This is a genomic window from Rhodoplanes sp. P11 (assembly GCF_964266735.1).
GTDB classification, from domain to species: domain Bacteria; phylum Pseudomonadota; class Alphaproteobacteria; order Rhizobiales; family Xanthobacteraceae; genus Rhodoplanes; species Rhodoplanes serenus.
The window spans coordinates 810871-829302 of the sequence record NZ_CAXWGY010000001.1 but is presented as its reverse complement, the minus strand read 5'-3'; the positions used below and the strand labels follow the sequence as shown (position 1 = coordinate 829302).

The window sequence follows — 18432 nt, the reverse complement described above, 5'->3', positions numbered from 1 at the left end:
TGAAAGCGCGGATGCGGCCGGATCAGGCCGAAACCGGCGGCGCCGGCTCAGAGCCGCAGGGCGGACAGGAGGGTCGGAGCTGGTGGCCCCGGTGGCGGCGGCGCCGCGGCGACCGGGGCGCCCTTGACGATCGGCGGCAGCACCGGCGGTGGATAGGGCGGCACGAACACGATGGAGCCCGGCAGAATGTCGGGGCCAGGCAACAGCCGCGCCTCGACGATGCGGGTCTTGAACAGGGTCAGCGACCGCTCGACCTCCACGGCGGCCGGCACCGGGGTGGCGATCACCAGCCGCTCCAGGGCGAAGCCGTAGGAGGCGGCGCGGTTCACCAGCGCCTGCTGCACCCAGCTGATGATCAGCGCATTCTCGGCCATGCGGGCGCCGGCATTGCCGGCCTCGCCCGGGGTGAGCGCGGCGACGTGGGCGAGGCTCTTGCCGCGCTTGATGTCCATGTCGATGACGCGGCGCGCCACCGCGACCCAGGCGGGCAGCCGGGTGACGTCGTTGCGGATGTCCTCGTTGACGCGATTGTAGCGGGCCGTCGCCGAGCGATACGGCGTCTGCATCAGGATCTGCTCGTAGGCCGCGATGTTGAAGACGCACCATTCCTGGCGCACCCCGCGGGTGATCCCGTACTCCTCCAGGATCGAGTACCACCGATTGCGATCATAGACCGGTTGGACGAGCTGGAACGCGAGATCCCGCATCAGCCGTTCGTCCTCGGTGTAGGGATAGGCCGAAACCGGGACACCGGCGCGCGCCGCCACCGCGGGTCCCATCCAGTCGTGGACGCCGTCGCGCACCAGGCCGGGCTTCACCCGGCCGAAGTCGCCGTTGGCGCTGCACGCGCCGAGCAGCGTCGCGGCCGCGAGCACGGCGAACCGCACGAGGCGCCGCCCCCCCGGACCCTGCGGACCTGCGTCCGGCTTCCCCACCTGTGTCACCACGCCCCCAGACTCACCGCCGTCCCGTCGGGCGCCGACCCTTGCGGCCGGCGGCTCTGCCGCCGTCGCCGAGGCCGTCGCGCGGCTCGTCGCCGTGGCGATCGACCCGCACCACCGGCAGAATGATGATGGTGGCGGGCTCGTCCGAGCTGTGGCCCCGGCCCGCATCGTAGAGACGACGACCGGCCGGGAAGGTGATGATGATCCCCATGGCTCCCTCCATCGGATCGGGCATGATCCGCGGCTTGCCACCGTCGATTAGGCGGGCCGTTTGGTTAACGGCCCGTTAAGCGTAACTGTTTGGTTGGACAGGGTTGTACGGCCGCAACACCGGACTGACCGGACGTTCGGGCGGGGGCTGCGAACGCGGCCGAATCGGCCGTGGCGAGCGCCCTGCCCGCACCCGCCAGGCCACCGGCGGAACCGCTGCGGACCGCCTCGCCCCGGGGCTCGCCGATCCTTCGAGTTGAGCCGAAAAGGTTAACGGGTTGTTGGGGTTAAGGCTCCGCTAACGAGTCTGCGCCTAGGCTCTTTTCGCGGTCGTCGGGGGAAGCCGATCGACACGATCGGCGGGGGCTCTTGCGCGATGTCGTCCATGTTTTCCGGACTGGACAGCCTGGTGGGGCTCGCCCGGCACGGCGTCGACGTGAAGCCGACGCTGCTGCGGGTGCTGACCGACCTCTACGTGCAGACCCCGGCCCATACGCCCGACGAGGAGCGCCAGTATGTCGAGCTGTCGCTGCGGCTGATCGATGCCGTAGACCCGTCCACCCGCGAGATCGTCGCCCGCAAGCTCGCCGCCTATCCGGCCGCTCCGGCCGCCGTGCTGGCCCGACTCCAGGGCCGCCGTGGCGCCACCGCGCCGCGACCGACGCCCCAGCCCACGGATGAGGCCGCGACCCGCGCCCGGGCCTCGGCCCGCGACCTCGTCCGCGACTTCTTCGCCGCCGACAGCGACGGCCGCCGGACCCTGCTTCAGGATCTCGATCGGGCCGGCCCCCTCGCCGCCGACACGCCGGCGATGCCGACCCCCTCCGCCGAGGTGGCGCGCCGCCTGGAGACGAGCGTGCTGGCCGGCCGGCCCGGCGATTTCGTGCGCGAGCTGGAGCGGGCGCTCGGCATCGGCCGGGGCCTCGCCGAGCGCATCGTCAACGATCTCGGCGGCGAGCCGCTGGTGGTGGCGGCGCGGGCACTGGCGATGCCGGCCGCGGTGCTTCAGCGCATCCTGCTGTTCGTCAACCCGGCGATCGGCCACTCGGTGCGCCGGGTCTATGCCCTGAGTGCGCTGTTTTCGGAGATCAGCCCGGCGGCAGCCTTGCGGCTGGCGTCCGCGTGGCGCCTCGCCGAGCCCGGCGAGGCTCCCCGGCCCGTCCGCCAGGGCGCCGGCGGCAGCCCGGCACGCGGCCGCATCCCGGCGAGCGAGCGCCACGCCCTGCCTGGACGGGCCACACCCGATCGGATCGGCCCCGAGCGTATCGGCCCCGAGCGGCCGGGCGTCGGCGGAGCGGCCGGCGGCGAGCCGCCGTCAGGCGACGATCCGGTCGAGAAAGTGGCGTCCTGAGCGCTCCTCGATCTCCACCACCCAGACGTCGGGATCGAACCGGCTCTCCCGCGCGATAAATGCCTCGACGGCGCTCTCGGCCGCCGGGGCGTCGCCGAGCACGCGGCTGAAGGCGCGGTCGGCCGGCCGCTCGTCGAAGGCGCTCTGCGGCGCCGGGCCGTAGAGATCGGCGGTGCCGTCCAGGCGGTTGACGACCACGAAAATGGCTCCGGCCTCCTCGGCGCCGCGCCGGCGCACGGCGGCGAACACCCCCTCGACGCCACAGCGGCGAATATAGGCGGCGACCCAGATGCCGGATTTCAGGCGCATGGGCTCGCCGCTACTCGATCGACCGCCCGGTGAGGGCGGTGAGCTCGCGCACCAGCCGGTCGCTGACCTGGCCGGTGACCGGCATTCGCCGCGCCTGCTCGAACGACTCGATGGCGGCGCGGGTCTCGGTGTCGTGAACGCCGGTCGGCCGCACCTGGCCGTAGCCGTAATCGGCGAGCGCCCGCTGCACGGAGCGGATCTGCGCCGAGCCCGGTGTGGCCGGCGGCTTCGCGGTCGCGACCGGCAGCGGCGGCTGCGGCGGCTGGGATGACGCGGTGGCGGCCGGCGCCGACGCCTTGACGACCGCCGGCGGCGCATGGGCGGGCTGAGGATGGGCTGGCTGAGGATGGGACGGCTGGGCGATCAGCCCGGCGATGGGATCGTGGCGCGGGGCCGCGGCGGCGCGCAGCTTCACCGGGGCGCGCGCGATCGCCTTCAGGATCGCGTCGCTCGCCTCGCCGGTCGCCGGCAGGCCGGCGGCATGCTCGAACTCGCGAATCGCCGCCTCGGTCTTGCTGCCGGCGAGGCCGTCGATCGGGCCATCGTAATAGCCGCGACGCGACAGCTCGCGCTGCACCTCGGTGACGAGCTCCGGGCGCGGCCGGGCCGCCGGCTTCGCCGGCTGGGCGGCCGGCTCCGCGCGACCGGCCAGCGGGGCATCGGCGGGCCGGGGTCGCGGCAGCACCGACAGCGCGCCGGTCGAATCACGGCCGGTCGTCTCGCGGCCGCTGGCGGCGACCAGCGGACGCTCCGGCTTGAGCGCGAAGATCGGGGCGGGATGTGGCCCCGGCTGGAGGAACAGCGCATTGATCAGGATGGTGGCGACCGCCGCGGTGGCGGCCAGGGCGGCCAGCGTGTCGCGCGGCCGGCGCAGCGCCGCCAGCGCGACCCCGGCCACACGGCCGCGGCCGGACCGCCCGGCTCCGCCGTCCCGATCGTTCCTGTCGACGTCGATCGCCTCACGCACGCTTCTTGACCGCAACCGCGACCTCACCACTGAACGTTTCGACCCGTGCGCCCTCCGCCGCGACCGGCACCGGCGACAGCGGCACCGGCGACACCGGCTCCACGGCCACCGGCTCGCTCGGAATGGTGAGCCGCCGCACCGTCGCCCCCGCCTCGGGCACCAGCGACGGCGACAGCCGTCGCGCCGCCCGGGCGGCCTCGCAATCGAGCGGAATCCTCACCGTCACGCAAGTGCCCGCACCGAGCCGGCTGCGCATGGCGATCTCGCCGCCGTGCAGCGTCACCAGCCCCTTGACGATCGACAGGCCGAGGCCGGTGCCGGCATGCGGCCGATCGTAGGAGTCGCGCGACTGGAAGAACGGATTGCCGATGCGGCCGAGATCGTCCTCGCCGATGCCGATGCCGTTGTCCTCGACCGCGATCGCCACCTTGGCGCCCTCGCGCCGCGCCGACACCGTGATGCAGCCGCTGCGGTCGGTGAACTTCACGGCGTTGGACAAGAGATTGATCAGGATCTGCTTGAGGGCGCGCTTGTCGGCGACGATCTCGGGCAACGCCGGATCGATGTCGGCCTCCAGACGGATGTCCTGCTCGCGCGCCTTGAGGGTCAGCAGATCGCAGCAGGAGCGCACCACCGGGGCCAGCGCGAACGGCTCCGGCCGGATCTCGAACTCGCCGGTCTCCAGCTTCGACATGTCGAGAATGTCGTTGACGACGGCCAGAAGATGCGTGCCGGACTCGTTGATGAGCCGTGCGTATTCGAGGCGCCGCTCGGGCGTGATCTTGAGCGCCTTCTCGTTGATCAGCATGTCCGAGAAGCCGATCACCGCGTTCAGCGGCGTGCGCAGCTCGTGGCTCATGGTGGCCAGGAACCGGCTCTTGGCCGAGTTGGCGCGCTCGGCCTCGGCGCGCGCCTGCTCGAGCGCACGCTCCTGCTCCTTGCGCTCGGTGACCTCGCGCATCACCGCCACCACCTCGTGCCGATCCGAGGTGGCACCCGAGACGGCGCGATCGAGCGGCCGGCAGCGCATCTCGATCCAGACGAACTGCACCGCCTCGTCGGGCGACGACGGATCACGGCGCACCCGGAACTCGATGCTGCCGTCGGTCCCGTGCGAGGCCGCCTCGGCGAGCGTTCTCAGATAGGCGGGCCGATCGGCGATGTGGACGCGATCGAACAGCCCGTGGCCGCGCAGCTCGGTCGCAGTGACACCGAACAGCTGCTCGGCAGCCGGCGACACGAACATCACCGTGCCGTTCGGGCCATGGCGGGTGATGACGTCGGTCATGTTGCGGGCGAGCAGACGGTAGCGGTCTTCCTCGGCGTAGAGCAGCCACACGCTGGTGCGCGTCAGCGACTCGGCCCCGAGCCCGAGGCCGGCCGCGTAGAGCACGGCGGACACGACGCCGAGTGCGGCGAGCGCGGCGGTGCTCTGCGGATCGGTGGACGGCGGCGGCAGCACGCCGAACGCACCGGCGCCGACCAGCAGGCCGACCGCGACGATCGCGAGCGTGGAGGCGATCGCCACCACGCGGCGCGACGCCGACAGCGCTGCCTCCAGCGGCACCACCACGAGCCAGATCGCGGCGAACGAGTCGATACCGCCGGTGTGCGCCGCCACCATACCGACGAGCACGGTGAGCGCCGCCGCCGAGAGAACATGCGCGCTCTCGTAGCGGCCGGTGCGCGACAGGAAGTAGGACGTGAGAATTGGGGCGACGAGCCAGCAGAACATCAGCACTTCGAGGCCGCGCGGCGCGCCGCGCAGCGCCAGATAGGCCGGGAACGCGACGAGCGCCGTCAGCCCGACGATCAGCCGCGGCGCGATGAACGCACGATGCCGCGCCTTCGCAAGCGGATCGCCCTGCACCGACGGGTGCACCAGCGCATCGACATAATGTCCGAGTGATTTGAGAACGCTCACGTCGCCCACTGCACGTCCGGATGGACGCGCCCCTTCGCGTCGCAGGGGGATCGTCTCAGACCGCCATTAAGCGAACACTAAGGACGCACCGGCTGGCGGACACGGTTGCTCCAATGCCGCCGAATTCGCCGGAACCGCGCACGGCATTCTTCGTCCATGGTGAACACGACGTTGAATGGTGAACGCGGTGTTGATTGGTGAACGAGTGGTTTCCAGGAGCCGATGCGGCGGGTTGATGCCGTCGTCACGGTGATCCGTGCGCCGCGTGTGCGGCGAGGATGGAACTCGCGACGCCGCCGTGACGTTCGCCGATGCCGTCTCCTGCACGATGGTGAACGCGATCGTTCGAATTCGACGAAAACTCTCGTCGAATGCAGGCGGCGCGGCCAACCGCGCGTCAAAGCCGCGCTGCTAGCGTGCCGGTGGGGAACGAGACTTTCGGGGACACGGGACGAGGGAGACGGGGACACGGGGACAGGCAGATGGGGTTCTTGTTGCGCACGGCCTTCTGGCTCGGCGTCGTGGCCGTGCTGTTGCCGACCGTCACGCGCTCGCCCTCCGACGACGGCGGGCAGAGCGCGGTGAGCGCCGCCGACGCCGCCTCGGCGGCGGCCTCGACGGTCGCGGATCTGCGCCAGTTCTGCACGCGGCAGCCGGACGTCTGTGCGGTCGGCATGCAGGTGGCGTCGGCGATCGGCCAGAAGGCGCAGGCCGGTGCCAAGATCATGATGGAGATGGTGAGCGAGACGCTGTCGAGCTCCGAGCGCGCGCCGGTGACCACCGGGGCGGCCGGCAAGCTGGACATCGCCCGCCCGACCTCGTCGCAGCACACGCTGTCGACCGCCGATCTGGTACCGGAGTGGCGCGGACCGACGCCACGCCGCGAGCAGGCCGCCCGTCCGCCGGGCTGAGCCGCCGCCGACGGGAGCGGACGGCCGGTGCACGCGCCGGCGGTCGCGGCCGGCGCCGCGCCGGCACTCGGATCGCGTTTCCAAGCCGCTCGATCGCGCTTATGTATGCGGCGCCGGCCCGTCGGGCGCGGGACCGGGCCGAGACACGCGAGCCGAGACACGCGAGCACCGAGACACGCGCGAATGACGCCGATCGACGAGATCCTCGACAACTTCTCCCTGCTGGACGACTGGGACGACCGCTACCGCTACATCATCGAGCTGGGGCGCGGCCTGCCGCCGCTGCCCGAGGCCGATCATGTCGAGGCCAACAAGGTGCAGGGCTGCGCCAGCCAGGTGTGGCTGACCACCCAGGTGGAGCCGAACGGCGCCGCCGGCCCGGTGCTGCGCTTCCAGGGCGACAGCGACGCCCATATCGTGCGCGGGCTGATCGCCATCCTGTTCGCGCTCTACGCGAACCGCAGCGCCCGCGACATCCTGTCGGTCGATGCGACCGCGGTGTTCGAACGGCTCGGGCTGCGCGAGCACCTGACGCCGCAGCGCTCCAACGGCCTGAAATCGATGGTGGCGCGCATCCGGCGCGACGCCGAGGCGGCGCTGGCGACGGTGGAATGAGGCGGGCGAGCGGTCCGCGCTACTCCCCCGTCTCCACTCCCTCGCGGTCCGCCCGCCAGGCCCGCAGCGGCGCGCCGGCGCGGCCACGGGCCTCGGCGGCGAGGCCGTAGTGTCGCGCCAGCCGGTCGAGCCCGAGTTGCAGCACCACCTTGGCGGAGCGCGGCGGCCAGCCGCGTTCCCGCTCGACCTCCTCGAGCCCCTTCAGGAAGCAGCACACATCGAGCAGCAGGCCGGCGAACTCGGTGCCGGCGACTGTCAGGGCGGACGCCAGGCGCCGCCGCGCCGCCACCACGGCGTCGGTCAGGGCCGCCGGCCCGCCCGCCCCGCCGCCACTGCCGGCGGCGAGCGGTGCCGTCCAGTCGATCGACAGGCGTGGCCCCATCTGGGCGAAGGTGAAGTCGGCTCGCAGCCGCTCGCCGGCCAGGAATTGCACCGGCTCGATCATCGGCCGGCCGTCGCGGCCCTTGCGACGGGCGAGCCAGGCGAGCGGGCTCTCGGCCTCGTTGATCGTGACGGCGCCGCCGGGTGCATCGGGATCGGCCCGGCGCCCGAGGGCCAGGCGGGCGGCCCGCTGGACGCCGATCTCGGCCGTGGCCGGCACGGGCGTCGCCAGCCTGCCCTCGACAGAGACGGCAGAGCGACGAGAGGCACGACGCACGGGGCCGCTCATGGGCAGCCTCCGCGGGTCATACGACCGCAGCCGGCGCCCCGCCCGCCGATCGGTGCGAGCGCCCGCGCCAGGCGCTCCAGGAGGGCATCGACCTGCGGATCGTCGCGCCGCTCCTCGACGACCCGGCAGCCATGCGCCGCGGTGGTGCGATCGCGCCCGAAGGCCCGCCCCACGGCACTGTGGCTGGCCCCGAACTCCACATGGGCCAGATACATGGCGACCTGGCGGGCGAAGGCTGCGGTGGCCGGGCCACGCCCGCGGGTGGTCAGCGCCCCCGGAGGCAGCGCGAAGGCCGCCGCCACCTGCCGCGCGATCGCGTCGAAGGGGCAGTCGTCGGCTCCGCCTACACGGCCGGGGCGCTGCCGTGCGGCCGCGACCGAACGGGCGCGGCGCTGTCGCAGGGACACCGCGCGGTCGGGCGACAGGGCCTCGACCGATGGACCGAACAGCGGCAGGCGATACGTCATGGTCCCCTCGTCGGTACGCTTCTAGGACAAATTACCTAGATTATGGGCGTGATTTCGACGGCGGGGATAAGTTTCGCGATCAACCGGAAGTGTCAGTTAACGAAGACGGTTACCGTCAGAACCGCAATGCGGACGTCCGCTCGATAGGACTATTGTCTGATCAACAAGGCGCTCGGCGCCCCCGGACCGCGGCGGTGTTCGGTGACGAACAGCCCGAGATCCGGAGACGAGCGAGGCCGGTCCCGAATGCCGATAAGGGCTGAAGGCCGACAAGGGCAGGACGCCGATGAAGGATGGAGGAAAATTGGAGTGGGATGCCGGTCGGCCGAGATGCCGATGATGCCCTATCGGACATCCCGGAGTAATCGGCCAACGGCTCGGCACGCGGCGGCCTTCGGCATCGGGTCGGCACCCGAACCTACAGGTCCGGTTGCGAGCGCCGGCCACGTTCCGCGCTTTCTCGCACACGTGCCCGGCGGCGCGGGCCGGCTCTACTTGGCGCGGCGGCGTCGCTGCTGGCCGAGGCCCATCTGCTTGGCGAGCTGCGAGCGCGCCGCCGCATAGTTGGGAGCAACCATCGGATAGTCGGGCGGCAGCCCCCACTTCTCGCGGTACTGCTCCGGCGTCATGTTGTACTGAGTCCGGAGATGCCGCTTGAGGGACTTGAACTTTTTGCCGTCCTCCAGGCACACGATGTACTCCGGCGTGATCGACTTCTTGACCGACACGGCCGGCTTGAGCGGTTCGATCGGCGCCTCGGTCTGGCCGCCGGATACGCGCAGCAATGCGGAATGAATCTGATTGATCAGGCCCGGAATATCGCCTGCGGAGATGCTGTTGTTGCTGACATAGGCAGAGACGATGTCGGCCGTCAGCTCAATATAATTCTGTCCGTTCTCGCCCATCTCGTTCATTTCTCTTTGAATCGGCCCAATTTTCTCCCGACAGGACCCAGACGCCCACGGCCCCGAACGGCGCGCGAGCGCCCCAACTGTCGGGTAAACGACTCGCGACAACTCTTCTTATTTATCCTCATTGCTAGGGAAAGCAAGAACAGAATTCCTTCGGCTAGAAGTCCTCGCGAAGTCGACTTCGAAACGCGCCAACTATTCGCCGGACCTATCCGCTAGTACAGGTTTGTACCTCGAAATGTACGGGACAGTCGTGCTGTCGACACAGCGGCCGCACGAAGCAGTTATAGCGTCTCTGATCGATCAATCTATGGTTGCACGATCCAAAGCGTGCTTCTTGCGCTGCGAGCCCGTCCCAGCGGCTCGCGTGGCGGTCGCAATCACCCCACATATCCTGCGGGTCCGAGATCATCGTGGCCGCCCCCTGGCGAACCGAGTGCCACGTCACCCGAATATGCTCTAAATGAAGGACCCATCATCGAGCCGTCGCGCCGCCGTCGCCGAGACGCCTGCCGGCCCCTCGCAACAACCCGAGCCATCATCGATGCTGGACCGCGTTCCCCGCCCTCCCGTTCCGCCGCGTGTCACCGAGCAGCCGGCCGTGACGGTGCGTCACGGTGTCACGCTCGTCGACGAGTTCGCCTGGCTGCGCGATCCGAACTGGCAGGCGGTGATGCGCGACCCGGCTGTGCTCGATCCCGCCATCCGGGCCGTGCTGGAGACCGAGAACGCCTATGCGGACGCCGTGATGGCGCCGACCGCCGCGCTCCAGGAGGCGCTGTTCGCCGAGATGAAGGGGCGCATCAAGGAGGACGATGCCGGCGTCCCGGCGCCCGATGGGCCGTGGGCCTACTATGCGCGGCACCGGGTCGGCGGCGAGCATCCGCTGATCTGCCGAACGCCCCGCCACGGTGGTGACGAGCAGATCCTGCTGGACGGCGACGCCCTCGCGGCCGGCAAGGCGTTCTTCCAAATCGGCCCCGCCACCCACTCGCCCGACCACCGGCTGCTCGCCTGGAGCGCCGACGACCGCGGCTCGGAGTTCTTCACCACCCGGCTGCGCGACCTCGCGACCGGCACCGACCTCGCCGACATCGTGCCCGAGGTGTCGGGCGGCGTCGTGTGGACGAGCGATTCGACGGCCTTCTACTACGTCCGTCTCGACGAGCGGCACCGGCCCACCAAGGTGTTCCGCCATCGCGTCGGCACCGCGGCGGAGACCGACGAGGAGGTGTTCCGCACCGACGATCCGGGCTTCTTCGTCTCGCTGTCGCGCCTGCAATCCGGCCGCTTCGCCGAGATCTCCGTGCATGACCACGAATCGGCCGAAGCCTGGCTGCTCGATCTCGCGACGCCCGCCGCCCCGACCCTGGTGGCGCCGCGGGAAACCTCGCTGCGTTACGAGATCGAGCACCATCCCGATCTCGGCGGCGAGCCGGTGCTGGTCATCCGCACCAATGCCGACGAGGCCGAGGACTTCAAGATCGTCACGGCGCCGCTCGCGACGCCGGGCCGCGCCCACTGGCGCGACCTCGTTCCGCACCGGCCGGGCGTGTTCGTGCTCGGCTACGGCGTCACCGCCGACTGGCTGATCCGGCTGGAGCGCAGCGAGAGCCTGCCGCGCATCGTGGTGCGCCGGCTCGCCACCGGCGAGGAGCACACCATCGCGTTCGACGAGGAGGCGTATTCGCTCGGCATCGATCCCGGTTACGAGTTCGCCACCGACACGCTGCGCTTCAACTACTCGTCGATGACCACGCCGACCGAGGTGTGGGACTACGATTGCGCCACGCGCGCCCGTGTGCTGCGCAAGCGCCAGGAGGTGCCGAGCGGCCACGACCCGGCCGCCTATGTGACGCGCCGCCTGTTCGCCCCGGCGCCGGACGGCGAGACGGTGCCGGTCTCGCTGCTCGCCCGCCGCGACACGCCGCTCGACGGCACCGCGCCGGCCCTCGTCTACGGCTACGGCGCCTACGGCATGTCGATCCCGGCGGCGTTCTCGACGGCGCGGCTGTCGCTGGTCGACCGCGGCTTCGTCTACGCCATCGTGCATGCCCGCGGCGGCACCGAGAAAGGCTGGCGCTGGTATCGCGAGGGCAAGCTCGCCTTCAAACCGAACACGTTTCGCGACGTCATCGCGGCGACCGAGCATCTGGTCGCCGCGCGCCTCGTGGCGCCCGGCCGCATCGTGGCGCACGGCGGCTCCGCCGGCGGCATGCTGATCGGCGCCCTCGCCAATCTGCGGCCCGATCTCTATGCCGGCCTCATCGCCGAGGTGCCGTTCGTCGACGTGCTCAACACGATGCTGGACGAGACGCTGCCGCTGACCCCGCCCGAATGGCTCGAATGGGGCGACCCGATCCGCGACGAAGCGGCGTTCCACGCCATTCGCGCCTACTCGCCCTACGACAATGTGCGGGCGCAATCCTATCCGGCCATCCTGGCGCTCCCCGGGCTCACCGATCCGCGCGTCACCTATTGGGAGCCGGCCAAGTGGGTGGCGCGGCTGCGCCGCCTGAAGACCGACGACAATCCGCTGCTGCTGCGGACCAATCTCGACGCCGGCCATGGCGGCGCCGCCGGCCGTTTCGAGCGGCTGCGCGAGGTCGCGCTCGCCTATGCGTTCGCGCTCGCGGTGGTGGACAAGGCATAGCGGCCGGCGACCGGGTACCGGCTACGGGTCGGGAGCGAGACCCGCCCGCGCGCCTGCTCGGCAGGGCTCGACGCGGTTGCTGACCGCCCGGCGCACCCGCGCGATCCGGATTAATCCAAGTGGCGGGGACTAGATTCTCGGGAGTAGTCTAAAGGTCCGCACGCCCGGTTCGTGAGAATGGCTGCGTGCGATGATCTGCCCTCGGACGGACCAGCCGCCGGGGGCAGTTTTTTGGGAGGGACTGTGCAGCGCCGCGGTGCCGGCCGGTCATCCTGGTTGCGCAACGCAGGAACGGGAGATCATCTCGCGGCCCACGGGGTCGGCCACCGAAAAGAAACGGGCGACCGTGAGAAACTCTCATCGGCCGCCCGTAGCGCATCACGCCGCACGCCCCCGCGAAACGAGCGGAGCGCCTGGATGGTCTGTACGCAGACCGGAGCGTCTCCACTTTGACCTGGATCATTGAATCGTCGCTCTCCCGCTCCGGCATAGCCCACTCGGGTGCGGCAGGCCGTCGCAGCGGGAGAGAACGCCGTTCTCCGCCGGCCCGGGGCGACGCAAGGGCCTTGTTCCAAGAGCAGCGCCGAAAGCGTGGTCGTGCTTATTCTCGCGGACTGATTGACCCGCCGCGGACGGCGTTCCTAGCTCGTCGTCATGTCCAGCTATGCCAACGATACGATCGCCTGCTCGATCGACACGCCCGCCGCGGCTGCGCTGCGCCCCGGCCCGGCGACCGCGCCATCTCGCAATCCCGCCGCCGGCCGCCGGGCTCAGCCCGCCGTGGTCGGCACCGCCGGCCTTCTGGTGGTGCTCGGCGCTGCCGCGCTCGCGGCCGGGCCCGGCTGGCGCCAGGCGGCGCTGTGGAGCGTCGGAGCGCTGCTCGGGATCGCGCTCTATCACGCCGCCTACGGCTTCACCTATGGGTTCCGGGTGCTGCTGCGGGAGCGCCGTAGCGCCCATGTGCGCTCCCAGATGCTGATGCTCGGCGCCGCCGTGCTGATGTTCTATCCGCTGCTCGCCGCCGGCTCGATCTTCGGCCAGCCGCTGCGCGGCTTCGTGCTGCCGGCCGGCTTCGAGGTGGCGATCGGTGCCTTCCTGTTCGGCATCGGCATGCAGCTCGGCGGCGGCTGCGCCTCCGGTACGCTCTACACGGCGGGCGGCGGCTCGACCCGCATGCTGATCACCCTCGCCTTCTTCATCGTCGGCGGCACCACGGCGGCCGCCACCTACGAGCTGTGGCATGTGCTGCCGGCCCTGCCGGCGATCGGCGCGGTGCAGACCCTCGGCCTGTGGCCGGGCCTCGCCGCCACGCTCGCGGTGCTCGGTCTCATCTGGGTGACGGTCGCCCGCATCGAGCGGGCGCAGCACGGCCGCATCGAGCCGATCTTCCGCCGAGCCGACGGCGCCGCCTCGCTGCTGCACGGCCCGTGGCCCTATGCGTGGGGGGCGCTGGCGCTGGCCGGGCTCAACGCCGTCACGCTCCTGCTCGCCGGCCGGCCGTGGGGCGTCACCCAGGCGTTCACCCTGTGGGGATCGAGCCTGGTCGAGTGGCTCGACCTCGGCAATCCGGCCTTCTGGGCGTTCTGGGAGGTGCCGACCCGGGCGGGCGCGATGCATCGGCCGCTGGCCGCCGACGTCACCACCGTGATGGACATCGGCATCGTCCTCGGCGCCTTGATGGCCGCCGGACTCGCCGGGCGCTTCGCTCCGACCGCGCGGGTGCCCCTCCCGCACGTCGCCGCCGCCGTGCTCGGCGGGCTGCTGCTCGGCTTCGGCGCCATGATGGCGACCGGCTGCAACATCGGCGCCTACTTCTCCGGCATCGCCTCGGGCAGCCTGCACGGCTGGCTGTGGATCGTCGCCGCCCTGACCGGCAATGCGGCCGGCCTGCTGCTGCGGCCGCTGTTCCGCCTCGACGGCTAGACCGCAACGTCGTCGCAGGCTCCGAACTCGCGGGCCTTTCCGCCGTCGCGCTCCCGGCGCGGCGGCGGCGGCGTTTCAGGTGCGGCGGCGGTGCCGTTGTCAGGCGCCGAACAGCACCACGACATAGAGCGCGAACAGCGCCAGATGGGCGATGCCCTGGATCGGCGACGTCCGTTGACCCAGGAACGTCAGCCCGGTCAGCCCCAGCGTCAGCACCAGCAGCACCGTCTCGGCCGGCCCGATGCCCATCACCACCGGCGTCCCGGTGGCGAGACCGACCAGGAGCACCGCCGGGACGGTGAGGCCGACCGTCGACAGGAACGCCCCGAGGCACAGGTTGACGGTGCGCTGCATGGCGTCGCGCCAGGCGGCGCCGACCGCGGTGATCGACTCCGGCGTGAAGACGATGATGGCGATGAGCAGGCCGCCGAGCGCCGGCGGTGCGCCGAGGCCAGCGATGCCGCGATCGACCAGCACGGCGAGATCATGCGCCAGGAGAACGATCGGCAGCAGCGCGGCGACCAGCACCACGGCCCGCGCCACGACGATGCGCCGGGCGCCTGCCGGACCCGCGGCGGGCGGGGCGTCGCCGTGCGGACACGCCGGCGACGGCGACGGCGGCACCGCGAGCGCCCCCGCCTCCGGCTGCACGAACAGGCGACGCCAGCGACCCGTCTGCATCGCCAGGAACGCCCCGTAGGTCACCACCGTGATGGCCGCGAGGGCCAGCGCGGCGCCGGGCCGGACCGTGCCGTCGCCCGGGCCGGTGGCGTTGGGCAGCACCAGAGCGGCGCCGACCAGCAGGCCGGTCATCGACAGATAGGCGACCGCCCCCTGGGCGTTGTAGCTCTGCTCGCGGTGGCGCAGGCCGCCGGCCAGCACGCACAGGCCGACCACGAGGGCGAGGATGATCATCATCACGGCGAAGATCGAGTCGCGGCCGATGGTCGGGGCGTCGCCGGGGCCGAGCATCACGGCGACGATGAGGATCACCTCGATGGCCACCACCGAGAGGGTGAGGATCAGGGTGCCGTAGGGCTCGCCCAGCCGATCGGCGAGCCGGTCCGCTTCGCGCACCACCGCGAAGGCGGCCGTCATGATGGCGGCGAGCAGCACCGCGAAGGCGACCGCGGCGATCGGTGCCGGCGCGGCGAGCCAGGCGGCGCCGCCGACGCGGAACGCCGCCAGGACCGCCCAGGCGGTCGCCAGCCGCAGCACGGTGACGGGCGGCAGCACGGCGCGCAGGCCGCTCGGCTCGGTGGTGGATGGATACAACGACGGATCGGGACGCGACACGGGGGACCTCCGGGCGGGGTCGTCCCCAGTTCGACGGCTCCACCGGCGGGTCGTCCCGCCGGCACGGGCCGTGCCTCGGCCCTCGATCACGGCGCCTCGCGAGAGCATCGTCCGGCGACGTGGACGTTGGTTCGCCGACGACAATGCGATGACGCAAGGACGTCTGGAGCGGAATCCGATCCAGATGGATCGGTTTCCGCTCTACCACCTCGGGCCGCCGCGGTCGACCGCATCGCGGCACCGGGTCGGCCGGCGCCTGCCTCAGGCGGCCCGGATACTGGCCAGGAACTTCTCGACCTCGCCCGCCAGCACCCGGCTCTCCGCCGACAGCTCGCGCGCCGACGACAGCACCTGGTTGGACGCCGACCCGGTCTCGCCGGCCCCGTGGTTGACCTCGGTGATGTGCTCGGCGACGCGCGTCGCACCCTCCGAGGCACTCTGGACGTTGCGCGAAATCTCGTGGGTCGCGGCGGCCTGCTGCTGCACGGCCGCCGCGATGGTCGAGGCGATCTCCGAGATCCGCCCGATCGTCGCGCCGATCTCCTTGATGGCGGCGACCGACTCCTGGGTGGCGGTCTGCATGCCGGCGATCTGGGTCGAGATGTCGCCGGTCGCCTTGCCGGTCTGGGCCGCCAGCGCCTTGACCTCCTGGGCCACCACCGCGAAGCCCTTGCCGGCCTCGCCGGCGCGGGCCGCCTCGATGGTGGCGTTGAGGGCCAGCAGGTTGGTCTGCGCCGCGATGGCGGTGATCAGCTCGACCACGTCGCCGATCCGGCTCGCCGCCTGCGAGAGATCGACGATGCGGGCGTCGGTCTTCTCCGCCTGCTCGACCGCCTCGGCGGCGATCCGCGCCGACTCCTGCACCTGGCGGCCGATCTCGTCCACCGAGGCCGACATCTCGGTGGTCGCCGACGCGACGCTCTGCACGCTGGTCGAGGCGCGCTCGGACGCCTCCGCCACCGACACCGAGAGGCGCTGCGTCGTCTCGGCGGTGCGGGTCAGCGATGTCGCGGCGCCTTCGAGCTGGCTCGACGCGGCCGAGACGGTGTCGACCACATGGCCGACGGCCGCCTCGAACCGATCGGCGAGCCCATGCATCGCGGTCCGGCGCTCCGCCGCGGCGCGCGCCTCCGCCTGCTTCTGCTCGGCCTCCATCGCCGCGATGCGCAGCAGATTGGTCTTGAACGTCTCGGCCGCCCGCGCGGTGTCGCCGACCTCGTCGCGCCGCGCCACATAAGGCACCACCACGCTCTTGTCGCCGGCGGCGAGCGCCGCCAGAACGGCGCCGATGCGGTGCACCGGGATCGAGATGGCCCGGCCGATCAGCCAGGCCAGCACCACGCCGAAGGCGAACCCGACCGTGCCGAGCCACAGGCTCAGCCGCTCGGTATCCTCGACCATCGTGAGGGTCCGCGTCTCGATCGCTTTCTCTTCGGCGAGACCACCGTCCTTGATGACGATGACGTCGGCGGCGATGTCGGCCGCGAGCTTGGACATGTCGACGGTGACCAGTTTCTCGATCTGGTCGCCGAGCGTCTTGGTCTGATGGAATGCCTGCCCGTAGCGCTCGGTGAGCTGCCTGATCTCCGAAAGCCTCTTGATGTCGTCGCCACGCAAGGTGGTTCCTTCGATGTCGGCCACGCGGCTCTTCAGCTCGCCGAGATACCGTTCCGCCGTCTTGACCACCTGCTCGTCGTGACGAGCCAGCATCTTGTTGACGTTCAACCGGAGCTGCATCGCGGATTGCAGACCGTCGCTGATCCAGCGCTCGCTCCCGTCGTTCGCCGCGATGGCGGCGGCGCGCAGCGTCTCGAATTCGGTCCGGAGCATCTGGCCGGTGGGATCGAGAACCTCCCGCATCAGCCGATCCTGCTCGCGCTTCATCGACACGAGCGTCGCGAAGCCCTTGGAATAGGTCTCGAAGCTGTTGGCGAGCGCTTTCAGCTTGGCCAGCCACTCGGGATTCTTGACCTCGTCCATGCCGCGGGCGATGTCGGCCTGCACCTGCCGGAGCGCCGCTCCGGCGGCGGCCGCATCGGTGTCGGCGCCCGAGTGCCAGAACTCGCGGGCGTGACGGCGCAGCTCGAGGACGCCGCGATCGATCTCCTGCACGCGCTTCACCACCGCGACCCGCTGGGCATACATCTCGAAACCATCGCTGGCGTCCTTGAAGCGGACATAGGAGATGACCGAGAGCACCGCCAGGATCGCCAGGACTCCGGCGAAGCCGATCAGAATCTTGGTGCCGATCTTGCGGTCCTGGAACAAGGCGGCGATGCGGTTGGGCGTGCTACTGGGCGGCATCGGTGTCGACACGACGAGGTCTCCGTCATTCCCGCGGTTGCTGCGGGCATTGTCACGAGGGCCGGGGGCGACCGTCCCGAACGGCAGCCCATCGCAGCGGCGACGACATCGAACTGAACGATCCGCGGACGCGCCGACCCGCTCGAACTCCCGCGAGCATTGTCCCGGCCGATACCTAATTAAGAATAAATGTTCAGTACCTTACACAATGTAATTATTGTATTAGGAAATACATGTCGAAACCAGCCAGGAAGGGCTATATTGGGGCGCATCGCGGCAGGCTCGGGCGCCCCGCCGTCTCTCAGCCGCGCGGCGCCAGAGCAAGACGAAGGCCGACGGCGACCAGGAGCGATCCGGTCAGCCCCTCGATGGCGCGGACGGCGGCGGGACGGCGCAACAGGCCGGCGAGGGGCCGTGTCACCGATGTCAGCACGACAAACCAGGCGAGCCCCATGGCGGCGTGGATGGCGGCGAGGCCGACCCCGAAAGCGACCACCGGCATGTCGGCGGGGATGAACTGCGGCAGCAGGCCGACATAGAACACGCCGACCTTGGGATTGAGCAGATTGGTGACGAGCCCGCGCCGGAACCAGGCCGATGCCGATACGCCGGGCCGCCCCCCGTGCTCACCATCGCTCTCCGCCTCGGCCGACACCGCGGCGGCGGGCGGGCGCAGCGCCCGCCACAGCATGCCGCCGCCGAGCCAGATCAGATAGCCGGCGCCCGCGAGGGTGAGCAGCCTGTAGGCGATCTCCGACACGGCCAGGACGGCGCCGAGCCCGAGTGCTGCGACGAGCCCCCAGATCAGCACGCCGGTGACGATGCCGGCGCCGGCCCGCATCGCCGGGCGGCCGCCTTCCACCGCCGCGGTGCGCAGCACCAGCGCGGTGTCGAGCCCCGGCGTGACGGTGAGCAACGCCGCCGCAACCGAGAACGCCACAATGGCCGAGACCGGGTCCATGACTCATCTCCTTCGT

Annotated in this window: 16 protein-coding genes; 5 read left to right on the top strand and 11 right to left on the bottom strand. The window is 71.1% G+C overall.

Annotation, left to right across the window (positions count from 1 at the left end; translation table 11 throughout):
- Positions 1-47 precede the first annotated feature (47 nt).
- Together ACFQUV_RS03720 and ACFQUV_RS03715 are read right to left on the bottom strand one after the other, a co-directional pair.
- Positions 48-887: a hypothetical protein gene (locus ACFQUV_RS03720; protein WP_111387655.1), complete on the bottom strand. Its 840-nt coding sequence runs from the start codon at positions 885-887 to the stop codon at positions 48-50.
- A gap of 70 nt (positions 888-957) precedes the next feature.
- Positions 958-1155, bottom strand: coding sequence for a hypothetical protein (locus tag ACFQUV_RS03715; protein WP_129611117.1), 198 nt, complete (start codon positions 1153-1155; stop codon positions 958-960).
- A gap of 384 nt (positions 1156-1539) precedes the next feature.
- Between ACFQUV_RS03715 and ACFQUV_RS03710 the strand changes: the two genes are divergently transcribed.
- A complete protein-coding gene (locus ACFQUV_RS03710) occupies positions 1540-2505 on the top strand; it encodes a DUF2336 domain-containing protein (RefSeq protein ID WP_207211585.1) in 966 nt (321 codons plus the stop codon).
- Here the strand turns inward: ACFQUV_RS03710 and ACFQUV_RS03705 are convergent.
- From ACFQUV_RS03705 to ACFQUV_RS03695, 3 genes are read right to left on the bottom strand one after another with little or no spacing between them, the layout of a single operon-like run.
- Complete coding sequence (locus ACFQUV_RS03705) at positions 2470-2814, bottom strand: DUF1491 family protein (RefSeq protein WP_129611118.1); 345 nt, start codon at positions 2812-2814, stop codon at positions 2470-2472. The two genes, ACFQUV_RS03710 and ACFQUV_RS03705, sit on opposite strands and share 36 nt — an antisense overlap.
- A gap of 10 nt (positions 2815-2824) precedes the next feature.
- Positions 2825-3781, bottom strand: coding sequence for a peptidoglycan-binding domain-containing protein (locus tag ACFQUV_RS03700; RefSeq protein ID WP_244601732.1), 957 nt, complete (start codon positions 3779-3781; stop codon positions 2825-2827).
- Positions 3774-5705 (bottom strand): PAS domain-containing sensor histidine kinase, encoded by a 1932-nt coding sequence (locus ACFQUV_RS03695; RefSeq protein WP_129611119.1) that lies wholly within the window; start codon positions 5703-5705, stop codon positions 3774-3776. The genes ACFQUV_RS03700 and ACFQUV_RS03695 overlap by 8 nt, the downstream gene beginning before the upstream one ends.
- A gap of 482 nt (positions 5706-6187) precedes the next feature.
- Here ACFQUV_RS03695 and ACFQUV_RS03690 point away from each other — a divergent pair, with 482 nt between their 5' ends.
- Together ACFQUV_RS03690 and ACFQUV_RS03685 are read left to right on the top strand one after the other, a co-directional pair.
- On the top strand, positions 6188-6616 hold the full coding sequence (locus tag ACFQUV_RS03690; protein ID WP_129611120.1) for a DUF5330 domain-containing protein: 429 nt from the start codon (positions 6188-6190) through the stop codon (positions 6614-6616).
- Between the two features lie 183 nt (positions 6617-6799).
- Positions 6800-7231, top strand: coding sequence for a SufE family protein (locus ACFQUV_RS03685; RefSeq protein ID WP_129611121.1), 432 nt, complete (start codon positions 6800-6802; stop codon positions 7229-7231).
- 19 nt (positions 7232-7250) lie between these two features.
- Here the strand turns inward: ACFQUV_RS03685 and ACFQUV_RS03680 are convergent, their stop codons facing one another.
- The 3 genes from ACFQUV_RS03680 to ACFQUV_RS03670 form a co-directional block, all read right to left on the bottom strand.
- On the bottom strand, positions 7251-7832 hold the full coding sequence (locus ACFQUV_RS03680; RefSeq protein WP_244601733.1) for a DUF6456 domain-containing protein: 582 nt from the start codon (positions 7830-7832) through the stop codon (positions 7251-7253).
- Positions 7833-7897: 65 nt separating this feature from the next.
- Entirely contained in the window at positions 7898-8368 is a 471-nt protein-coding gene (locus tag ACFQUV_RS03675; RefSeq protein WP_129611123.1) for a helix-turn-helix domain-containing protein, read from the bottom strand.
- A 491-nt stretch (positions 8369-8859) separates the two neighbouring features.
- A complete protein-coding gene (locus ACFQUV_RS03670; RefSeq protein ID WP_371851742.1) occupies positions 8860-9273 on the bottom strand; it encodes a MucR family transcriptional regulator in 414 nt (137 codons plus the stop codon).
- 550 nt (positions 9274-9823) lie between these two features.
- On the opposite strand from ACFQUV_RS03670, the gene ACFQUV_RS03665 reads away from it, so the two are divergent.
- Both ACFQUV_RS03665 and ACFQUV_RS03660 read left to right on the top strand, forming a co-directional pair.
- Positions 9824-11932 carry a S9 family peptidase gene (locus ACFQUV_RS03665; RefSeq protein WP_129611124.1) on the top strand — a complete coding sequence of 703 codons (2109 nt, stop codon included), beginning with the start codon at positions 9824-9826 and terminating at the stop codon, positions 11930-11932.
- Positions 11933-12586: 654 nt separating this feature from the next.
- Entirely contained in the window at positions 12587-13855 is a 1269-nt protein-coding gene (locus ACFQUV_RS03660) for a YeeE/YedE family protein (protein ID WP_129611125.1), read from the top strand.
- Between the two features lie 99 nt (positions 13856-13954).
- On the opposite strand, the gene ACFQUV_RS03655 is transcribed toward ACFQUV_RS03660, so the two are convergent.
- The 3 genes from ACFQUV_RS03655 to ACFQUV_RS03645 form a co-directional block, all read right to left on the bottom strand.
- Positions 13955-15151, bottom strand: coding sequence for a calcium:proton antiporter (locus tag ACFQUV_RS03655; RefSeq protein WP_244601734.1), 1197 nt, complete (start codon positions 15149-15151; stop codon positions 13955-13957).
- Between the two features lie 261 nt (positions 15152-15412).
- Positions 15413-17467 carry a methyl-accepting chemotaxis protein gene (locus ACFQUV_RS03650; protein ID WP_129611127.1) on the bottom strand — a complete coding sequence of 685 codons (2055 nt, stop codon included), beginning with the start codon at positions 17465-17467 and terminating at the stop codon, positions 15413-15415.
- Between the two features lie 289 nt (positions 17468-17756).
- Complete coding sequence (locus tag ACFQUV_RS03645) at positions 17757-18416, bottom strand: LysE family translocator (RefSeq protein ID WP_129611128.1); 660 nt, start codon at positions 18414-18416, stop codon at positions 17757-17759.
- Between the last annotated feature and the right edge of the window lie 16 nt (positions 18417-18432).

What these genes read in the sequence shown, in the direction of transcription:
- ACFQUV_RS03645 (WP_129611128.1), bottom strand. Translation starts at nt 18,416, where the DNA reads ATGGACCCGGTCTCGGCCATTGTGGCGTTCTCGGTTGCGGCGGCGTTG.
- ACFQUV_RS03710 (WP_207211585.1), top strand. Translation starts at nt 1,540, where the DNA reads ATGTTTTCCGGACTGGACAGCCTGGTGGGGCTCGCCCGGCACGGCGTC.
- ACFQUV_RS03670 (WP_371851742.1), bottom strand. Translation starts at nt 9,273, where the DNA reads ATGGGCGAGAACGGACAGAATTATATTGAGCTGACGGCCGACATCGTC.
- ACFQUV_RS03675 (WP_129611123.1), bottom strand. Translation starts at nt 8,368, where the DNA reads ATGACGTATCGCCTGCCGCTGTTCGGTCCATCGGTCGAGGCCCTGTCG.
- ACFQUV_RS03705 (WP_129611118.1), bottom strand. Translation starts at nt 2,814, where the DNA reads ATGCGCCTGAAATCCGGCATCTGGGTCGCCGCCTATATTCGCCGCTGT.
- ACFQUV_RS03715 (WP_129611117.1), bottom strand. Translation starts at nt 1,155, where the DNA reads ATGGGGATCATCATCACCTTCCCGGCCGGTCGTCGTCTCTACGATGCG.
- ACFQUV_RS03660 (WP_129611125.1), top strand. Translation starts at nt 12,587, where the DNA reads ATGTCCAGCTATGCCAACGATACGATCGCCTGCTCGATCGACACGCCC.
- ACFQUV_RS03690 (WP_129611120.1), top strand. Translation starts at nt 6,188, where the DNA reads ATGGGGTTCTTGTTGCGCACGGCCTTCTGGCTCGGCGTCGTGGCCGTG.
- ACFQUV_RS03665 (WP_129611124.1), top strand. Translation starts at nt 9,824, where the DNA reads ATGCTGGACCGCGTTCCCCGCCCTCCCGTTCCGCCGCGTGTCACCGAG.
- ACFQUV_RS03685 (WP_129611121.1), top strand. Translation starts at nt 6,800, where the DNA reads ATGACGCCGATCGACGAGATCCTCGACAACTTCTCCCTGCTGGACGAC.